Source organism: Roseitalea sp. (assembly GCF_984466335.1).
This window is the reverse complement of sequence record NZ_CFIFWG010000151.1, coordinates 1-7,774: the sequence shown is the minus strand read 5'-3', so window position 1 is coordinate 7,774 and position 7,774 is coordinate 1. Positions and strand designations below refer to the sequence as shown.

Genomic DNA, 7,774 nt, shown 5'->3' with positions numbered 1-7,774 from the left:
TTGTCGCTTGTCTTATCGGCTCCGGTGATTCCACCTTCGCCGGACGCGCTCTAGCGACCGGGCGCGTCAGCCCAGCCGATCCAGCTTGCGCTGCATTTCGGCGATCTGATCGCGCATCGCCTGAAGGTCATCGCCTCCTTCGCGGCCAGCGCCGGCGCCGTCGCCGTCGCCGGGCGCTTCGGCATTGGCCTGCATTTCGGACATGACGGCAAACGGGTTGAACATCTTCATGGCCTCCTGGAACAGGGCCATGTTGCGCTGCGTCTGCTCGCCGAACATCTGCTGGCTGGCCGCCATGACGTCCATGGGCGACTTGCCGATCATCGACGTCATCTGCTCGCGGATGCGCTCCTGCTCCCTGGAGAAGGCGGCCATGGAGTGTTCCAGATAGCTGGGCACGACCATCTGCATCTGGTCGCCGTAAAAGGAGATGAGCTGGCGCAGCACCGAAACGGGCAGCATGGTCTGGCCGGACTTGGCCTCCTGCTCGAAGATGATCTGGGTGAGGACAGAATGGGTGATGTCCTGGCCGGACTTGGCGTCCTGAACGATGAAGTCCTCGTCTTCCTTGACCATGGTGGCCAGGTCGTCGAGCGTCACATAGGTGCTGGTTCCCGTATTGTAGAGGCGGCGATTGGCGTACTTCTTGATGATCGTCGCGCCATCGTTCTTGGCCATGGACACCTCCCTTCAGGTCCGTCCGTTCCCGTCAGCGCCCCTGACGACCCTTTCCGGTGCAGCGGACAATAGTCGGTCGCCCGATCAAATTCAAAGCGTTTCTTGCATTGCACCAAAGCGGCGGCGGCGAGACGGCATAGCCCTTTGAACCAATATGAAACGGCGATAAGCTGTGGCACATTTGCCGCGTGTCCGGCAGTTTGCCACCCATGTCCAACGCGACTTGTCCAGGGAGTTCAGACAATGGAACCGATCGTCATCGCCAGCGCCGCGCGCACGCCCGTTGGCGCGTTCAACGGGTCTTTCGCCACCGTGCCCGCCCACCGGCTGGGCGCGACCGCCATCAGGGGGGCGCTGGAGCGCGCCGGCGTCGATCCGGCCGAGGTCGACGAGGTGATCATGGGCCAGATCCTGGCCGCCGGCGAGGGCCAGAACCCGGCGCGCCAGGCCGCAATGGCGGCCGGCTGCCCGCAGGAGACAACCGCCTGGGGCATCAACCAGCTATGCGGTTCGGGCCTGCGCGCCGTCGCGCTCGGCATGCAGCAGATCGCCAATGGCGATGCGGACATCATCGTTGCGGGCGGGCACGAATCCATGTCCATGGCCCCGCACTGCCAGCACCTGCGCGGCGGCACCAAGATGGGCGACGTCAAGCTGGTGGACACGATGCTGCGCGATGCGCTGCTCGATGCGTTCCACGGCTACCACATGGGCAACACCGCCGAGAATGTGGCGCGGCAATGGCAACTGACCCGCGAACAGCAGGACGAATTCGCGGTCGCCAGCCAGAACAAGGCGGAAGCGGCGCAAAAGGCCGGCAGGTTCAAGGACGAGATCGTCGCCCATACGGTCGAGCACCGCAAGGGCGACATCGTCGTCGAGGAGGACGAATACATCAAGCAAGGCGTGACGATGGACGGCGTGGGCAAGCTGCGGCCGGCCTTCGACAAGGACGGCACGGTGACCGCCGCCAACGCCTCGGGCATCAATGATGGCGGCGCGGCCGCGGTGCTGATGACCGCCGCCGAAGCGGCAAGGCGCGGCGTTGCGCCGATGGCCCGCATCGCTTCCTGGGCAACCGCCGGCGTTGATCCCCAGATCATGGGCACCGGCCCGATCCCCGCCTCGCGCAAGGCGCTCGAAAAGGCGGGCTGGAAGGTCGACGATCTCGATCTGGTCGAGGCCAACGAGGCGTTCGCCGCCCAGGCCTGCGCGGTCAACAAGGACATGGGCTGGAACCCCGATATCGTCAACGTCAATGGCGGGGCGATCGCGATCGGCCATCCGGTCGGCGCATCGGGCGCGCGCGTGCTCAACACGCTCCTGTTCGAGATGGCCCGGCGCGACGCCAAGAAGGGCCTTGCCACGCTGTGCATCGGCGGCGGCATGGGCGTTGCGATGTGCGTGGAGCGGGATTGAGGAGGCGGTCGTGGTTCGCAGGTCGTCGGTCGTGACCATTTCGACCGACGAACAACGACCGACGAACAACAAATATCAGGGAGGGAGACGGTTATGAGCAAAGTAGCGCTTGTCACGGGGGGAACGCGCGGGATCGGCGAGGCGATCTCAAAGGCCCTGAAGGGGGCCGGCCATAAAGTCGCGGCGACCTATGCCGGCAATGACGAAAAGGCCAGGGCCTTCACCGATGCGACCGGCATTGCGACCTACAGGTGGAACGTCGCCGACTATGATGAATCCAAGGCGGGCATCGACAAGGTGGAGGCCGATCTGGGCCCGATCGAGATTGTCGTCGCCAATGCCGGCATCACGCGCGACGCCCCGTTCCACAAGATGACGCCCGACCAGTGGAAGGATGTGATCGACACCAACCTGACCGGCGTCTTCAACACCATCCACCCTGTCTGGCCCGGCATGCGCGCGCGCAGGTTCGGCCGCGTCGTCGTGATCAGTTCGGTCAACGGCCAGAAGGGCCAGTTCGCCCAGGCCAACTATGCGGCGACCAAGGCCGGCGACATCGGCATCGTGCGCAGCCTCGCCCAGGAAGGAGCGCGCAGCAACATCACGGTCAACGCGGTCTGCCCGGGCTATATCGCGACCGAGATGGTGATGGCCGTGCCCGAAAAGGTGCGCGAATCGATCATCGCGCAGATCCCGGCCGGACGGCTCGGCGAGCCCGGTGAAATCGCCCGCTGCGTCGCCTTCCTGGTCTCAGACGATGCCGGCTTCATCAACGGCTCGACGATCTCGGCCAACGGCGCCCAGTTCTTCGGCTGAGCGGATAGAGCGGAGCGGCTTTTCCGCTCCGCCCCTTCATCCCGGTCGGGCCGCTCAGCTGCCTTCGACGGCCTCGCGCAAAAGCTCCAGTTCCAGCCACGTGTCCTCCTTGGCGGCGTGCGCGGCGCGCTTGTCTTCGAGCGCTTTCGCCGCGCGGTCGAAGGCGGCCGCATCGCGGGCAAACAAGCCCGGATCGGCCATCCGTTCTTCGAGCGCTGCGATCTCGGCGGCCAGCGCGTCCATCTCGCCCGGCAGCGTTTCAAGCGCGTATTTCTGCTTGTAGGAGAGCTTGCGCGCGGGTCGGGCCGGGCCGTCCTGCCCTTGCGAACCGTCCTTCGGCGCACTGGCGCGTTTTTCGCCCGCGCCCTTGGGTGCCGCCGCCGCCTTGCGCCGGGCGACCATGTCCGAATAGCCGCCGGCATGGACAAGCCAGTGGCCGGGCCGGTCGTCGTCGGGCGCGATCACCGCGTTGACGGTGCGGTCCAGAAAATCGCGGTCGTGGCTGACCAGCAGCACGGTGCCGTCGAAACCGGCGATCAGTTCCTGCAAAAGCTCCAGCGTTTCCATGTCCAGATCGTTGGTCGGCTCGTCCAGCACGAGAAGGTTGGCGGGCCGGGCCAGCAGCCGGGCGAGCACCAGCCGCCCCTTTTCGCCGCCCGACAGGTCGCGCACCGGCGTGCGCGCCTGCTCGGGCTTGAACAGGAAGTCCTTCATGTAGGAGGCGACATGCTTCTGCCGGCCGTTGACGACCAGGCTCTGCCCGCGTCCGTCGGTGAGAAAATGTTCGAGCGTTTCATCGGGGTCGAGCGCGGCGCGGCGCTGGTCGAGCATGGCCGGCGCGATGTTGGCGCCGCGGCGCACGGTGCCCGCATCGGGATCGAGTGCGCCGGTCAGCAGCCCGATCAGCGTCGTCTTGCCCGCCCCGTTCGGCCCGATGAAACCGATCCGGTCGCCGCGATGGACGCGCAGCGAGAAATCGCGCACCAGCGCCCTGCCGCCGAGCGCCTTGGCGATGCTGTCGGCCTCGATGACCAGCTTGCCGGACGCGGACGTATCGCTCGCTTCGAGCTTCGCCGCGCCCAAGGCGTGCTCATGGTCGCGGAAACGGCGGCGCAGATCGTGCAGGCCGGCGAGCCGCTTTTGGTTGCGCTTGCGCCGCGCGGTCACGCCATAGGTCAGCCAGTGCTCCTCGCGCACGATCGCGCGCTTGAGCTTGTGCAAGTCGCGTTCTTCCTCTTCGAGCACCGTGTCGCGCCATGCCTCGAAATCGCCGAACCCCTTGCGGTTCGCGCGCAACTTGCCGCGATCGAGCCACAGCGTGCCGGTGGTCGTGTTTTCAAGGAAACGCCGGTCGTGCGAGATGACGATCAGCGCCGAGGCCATGCGCGCGATCTCGCCCTCCAGCCATTCGATGGCCGGCAGGTCGAGATGGTTGGTCGGTTCGTCGAGCAGGACCAGGTCGGGCGCCGGCGCCAGCGTTCGGGCCAGCGCGGCGCGGCGGGCTTCCCCTCCGGAAAGATTGGCCGGGGGGCGCTCGGGATCGAGCCCCAGCGCATGCAGCAGCCGGTCGGCGCGATGGGGATCGTCGAGCGGGCCGAGCCCGGCGCGGGCATAGGCGCCGAGTGTCCCCGAACCTTCAAGATCGGGCGATTGCGGCAGGTAGCGGATCGTCGCGCCGCGCTCGGTGATCACCTCTCCCGACGATGGCTCGACCAGGCCGGCGGCGATCTTCAAAAGCGTCGACTTGCCCGACCCGTTGCGGCCGACCAGCGCGATCCGGTCACCCTGGTGAACCGAGGCGAAGATGGCGGCGAGCAGCGGCTTGCCGCCGAAGCTCAGCGAAATGTCTTCGAGCCGCAGAAGCGGCGCCGGCATGGCCATCGCATCGTCCGTCGGTCTGGATCGATGCGCATGTGCGGCCCGGGCGCGGCAAAATCAAGCCGCACCGAGCACCATCGCACGGCGCGCAGCGAAAAGCCCGCCGGTGCGGCGGGCCGATCCCTGGCTGGCGTGGCCGGCCTTACGGGCAGCGCGCGATATAGGTCGTGCCGTCCACATCACGGTAACGGCATGTGCGGCCGTCATCGAGCGTGTCCAGAAGCACGCCGGCGCCGGCGCCGACGACCGTGGCGGCGGCGATGCCGCCCGCGCTCGCTCCGGTCACCGCGGCGACACCGCCGCCGATGGCCGCGCCCGCCGCAGCGCGCTGCTCGGTGGTGGTGCAGGCGGAAGCCAGCATGCCGGCGGCGGCGACGGCGGCGATCGTCAATGCGGGTTTCATAGGCTCGGTCTCCTGTTGCGTCTGCGCCAAATAGAGCGCGCAATTAAGCTCGCAATGTGTCCGGTATCACACATCGAAGGTTGCGACCAGCGCGGCGGTGCCTTGCCCCAGGGCGATCGCGAGGCCATCGCCGGCGCGGTTCGACAGGGTGTGCGAACTGCCCATGGCAACCTCGATACGGTCGAGCGGCCAGTCGGCGTTTTCGATGCTCAGTGCCGACAGATGCGAGAACGGAATGATCGAGAACGGCGTGCCGGCCGGCAAGTCCGGTTCGAGCGGTGCGCCGGGCAGGAGCGGCATGGCCTCCTCGCGGCCGCTCGTCAGCAGCATCCCGACGCCCTTCTGCGCGGCGAGCCGAACCGCCAGCATGATGTGAAACAGCGCATGATCGGTGCGCCCGCCGCCCAGGGCCCCGCACAGGACAAGCGACCTCGCCCCCCGTTCCAGCGCCCGCATGAGCGCCAGTTCCCCGTCCGAGACGGATTTGCGGACCGGATGATCCTGCCGCGCGACATCACGGTGCCGGGCGATCAGGCCGGGGGGCGCCGAATCGAAGTCGCCGACCCAAAGTTCGGGCTCCAGGTCGAGCGCTGCGGCATGGCGCATGCCGCCATCGGCGGCGATCGCGCGCGCGCCGGCGATCTGCCGGGCGAGTCGGGGCGTGGGGGCGAGTTCGCCGTCCAGCAGGATCGCGAAACGGTCGGATGCGTCGATCATGGCTCCGCTTATCGCGCTTTCAGAGCGTTCTGTCATCTCGCCAAGGGGATCGGTCGGCCCGGCCACCCAATCGCCGAACGGACATGCAAATGGCGCGCTGGCGGCCTATCTGGGGGACAGGCGGCGGCCATCGGACGCGCTTTCGCCAGAATTGGCGGCCACAGGGAGCGCTTCCCGGCCCGTTTAACCGGGCCTTAACCACGCAATGGGCTGTTTGCCCGGATGGGATGCGGCATGGGCGTGCCGCATGAGAGGCGGCGCGCGATGTACCGACCATATCGCACCTGGCAGCGAGCGACGGGCCGCTTCGGCCTTGCCGTTCTGATCGCCGGCGTGGCGCTCGGGCTGACCGGCTGCACCTCGCTGATCAATATGGGCCTTGACGCCGACCTTGCGCCCTCGGCGCGGCCGGTGATCGCCGAAAACGTGCGGACCGGCCGGCTGGCGCGCATCGGGGCGGCGCAGCATCCGCGCATTCTGGCCTCCTATGGCGGCGAATATTCCGACGCGCGGCTTGAGCGCATGGTCGCCGGCATTGTCGGCCGGCTGGTAACGGTCTCCGACAATCCGGGCCAAGTCTATCAGATTTCGATCCTCGATTCTCCGGTGATCAACGCCTTCGCCCTGCCGGGGGGCTATCTTTATGTCTCGCGCGGTCTTTTGGCCGTGGCCAACGATTCGGCCGAGCTTGCGGCGGTGATCGCCCACGAGATGGCCCATGTGACGGCCAATCACGGCGTGCTGCGGCAGCAGCGCGAGGCCGAGGCGGAGCTGGCGGGCCGCGTCGTCTCCGACGTCCTGTCCGACAAGGCAGCCGGGCAAAGGGCGCTCGCCCGCGGCCAGGTCGCGCTGGCGCAGTTCTCGCGCAATCAGGAGCTTGAAGCCGACGCGATCGGCATCGCGGCGATGGGCGAGGCGGGCTTCGATCCCTACGCGGCCGCCGATTTCCAGAAGGCGATGAGCGCCTTCAACGCATTCCGAAGCGGCTCGAACGCCCAGGAGAACAGCCTCGACTTCCTGTCCACCCACCCCTCGACGCCGCAGCGCGTGGCGCTGGCGCTGGGCCATGCCCGCACGTTCGGCGACCGGGGCGTCGGCGACCGTGGCAGGCGCCCCTATCTGGCCGGGATCGACGGCATGCTGTTCGGCGACAGCCCCGAGGAGGGCTATGTGCGCGGCCGCACCTACGCGCATCCCGATCTCGGCATCGCCTTCGATTTCCCGGAGGGTTTCAACATCGAGAACCGGCCCGAGGCGGTGCTCGCGGCACGGGTGAGCGACGGCGCCGGCATCCGTTTCGACGGGGTGGACGTGCCGCGCGGCGAGCCGCTGACGGACTATCTGCTCAGCGGCTGGGTCGAGGGGCTCGACCGGTCGAGCGTGCGCGCGACGACGGTCAACGGCCTCGATGCGGCCGTTGGGCAGGCGACCGTCGGTCGCTGGGCGTTCGATGTGAGCGTCGTTCGCGCCGGCGGGCGGGTCTATCGCATCCTCGTGGCGGCGCCGGCGGGCTCGTCCACCATGGCCGCACTGGCGCGCAGCAGCCGCACCGGACTGCGCCTTCTGTCGGCGCGCGAGAAGGCCGAGTTGAAGCCGTTGCGCATCCGCATCGTGCGTGCGGGCGACGGCGACACGGTCGCAAGCCTATCGCGCGGCATGCGCGGCAGCACCGACCGGGCGGGCTTCTTCCGCGTGCTGAACGGACTTGGGTCCGACGAGCGGGTGATCGAGGGCCAGTACTACAAGGCCGTCACTTACTAGCTGTTCAGTCCCGTGGAGTGGTGGAATCGCGTTATTGAGTGATCCATCATGGATGGCAAGGCCTATGGGGCAGGTTTTACACGGGAGCGCCGGCACGACAGA

General features: G+C 67.6%; 7 protein-coding genes. 3 read left to right on the top strand and 4 right to left on the bottom strand.

Annotated elements, in window-relative coordinates; translation table 11 throughout:
* Positions 1-66 precede the first annotated feature (66 nt).
* Positions 67-678: a polyhydroxyalkanoate synthesis repressor PhaR gene (gene phaR / locus AC5E6L_RS12575; RefSeq protein ID WP_491230802.1), complete on the bottom strand. Its 612-nt coding sequence runs from the start codon at positions 676-678 to the stop codon at positions 67-69.
* Between the two features lie 243 nt (positions 679-921).
* On the opposite strand from phaR, the gene AC5E6L_RS12570 reads away from it, so the two are divergent.
* Positions 922-2,097 (top strand): acetyl-CoA C-acetyltransferase, encoded by a 1,176-nt coding sequence (locus AC5E6L_RS12570; protein WP_491230803.1) that lies wholly within the window; start codon positions 922-924, stop codon positions 2,095-2,097.
* Between the two features lie 93 nt (positions 2,098-2,190).
* Entirely contained in the window at positions 2,191-2,913 is a 723-nt protein-coding gene (gene phbB, locus AC5E6L_RS12565; protein WP_491773708.1) for an acetoacetyl-CoA reductase, read from the top strand.
* Positions 2,914-2,967: 54 nt separating this feature from the next.
* Here phbB and AC5E6L_RS12560 read toward each other — a convergent pair whose 3' ends face one another.
* From AC5E6L_RS12560 to AC5E6L_RS12550, 3 genes are all read right to left on the bottom strand, one after another.
* Positions 2,968-4,788 carry an ABC-F family ATP-binding cassette domain-containing protein gene (locus tag AC5E6L_RS12560; protein WP_491773711.1) on the bottom strand — a complete coding sequence of 607 codons (1,821 nt, stop codon included), beginning with the start codon at positions 4,786-4,788 and terminating at the stop codon, positions 2,968-2,970.
* Between the two features lie 145 nt (positions 4,789-4,933).
* Positions 4,934-5,194, bottom strand: a complete 261-nt coding sequence (locus tag AC5E6L_RS12555) for a hypothetical protein (RefSeq protein ID WP_491230408.1) — start codon at positions 5,192-5,194, stop codon at positions 4,934-4,936.
* 66 nt (positions 5,195-5,260) lie between these two features.
* Entirely contained in the window at positions 5,261-5,911 is a 651-nt protein-coding gene (locus AC5E6L_RS12550; protein ID WP_491230407.1) for a thiamine diphosphokinase, read from the bottom strand.
* A gap of 264 nt (positions 5,912-6,175) precedes the next feature.
* Between AC5E6L_RS12550 and AC5E6L_RS12545 the strand changes: the two genes are divergently transcribed.
* Positions 6,176-7,672, top strand: a complete 1,497-nt coding sequence (locus AC5E6L_RS12545; RefSeq protein WP_491773705.1) for a M48 family metalloprotease — start codon at positions 6,176-6,178, stop codon at positions 7,670-7,672.
* Positions 7,673-7,774: the final 102 nt, after the last annotated feature.

What these genes read in the sequence shown, in the direction of transcription:
- phaR (WP_491230802.1), bottom strand. Translation starts at nt 678, where the DNA reads ATGGCCAAGAACGATGGCGCGACGATCATCAAGAAGTACGCCAATCGC.
- AC5E6L_RS12570 (WP_491230803.1), top strand. Translation starts at nt 922, where the DNA reads ATGGAACCGATCGTCATCGCCAGCGCCGCGCGCACGCCCGTTGGCGCG.
- phbB (WP_491773708.1), top strand. Translation starts at nt 2,191, where the DNA reads ATGAGCAAAGTAGCGCTTGTCACGGGGGGAACGCGCGGGATCGGCGAG.
- AC5E6L_RS12560 (WP_491773711.1), bottom strand. Translation starts at nt 4,788, where the DNA reads ATGCCGGCGCCGCTTCTGCGGCTCGAAGACATTTCGCTGAGCTTCGGC.
- AC5E6L_RS12555 (WP_491230408.1), bottom strand. Translation starts at nt 5,194, where the DNA reads ATGAAACCCGCATTGACGATCGCCGCCGTCGCCGCCGCCGGCATGCTG.
- AC5E6L_RS12550 (WP_491230407.1), bottom strand. Translation starts at nt 5,911, where the DNA reads ATGATCGACGCATCCGACCGTTTCGCGATCCTGCTGGACGGCGAACTC.
- AC5E6L_RS12545 (WP_491773705.1), top strand. Translation starts at nt 6,176, where the DNA reads ATGTACCGACCATATCGCACCTGGCAGCGAGCGACGGGCCGCTTCGGC.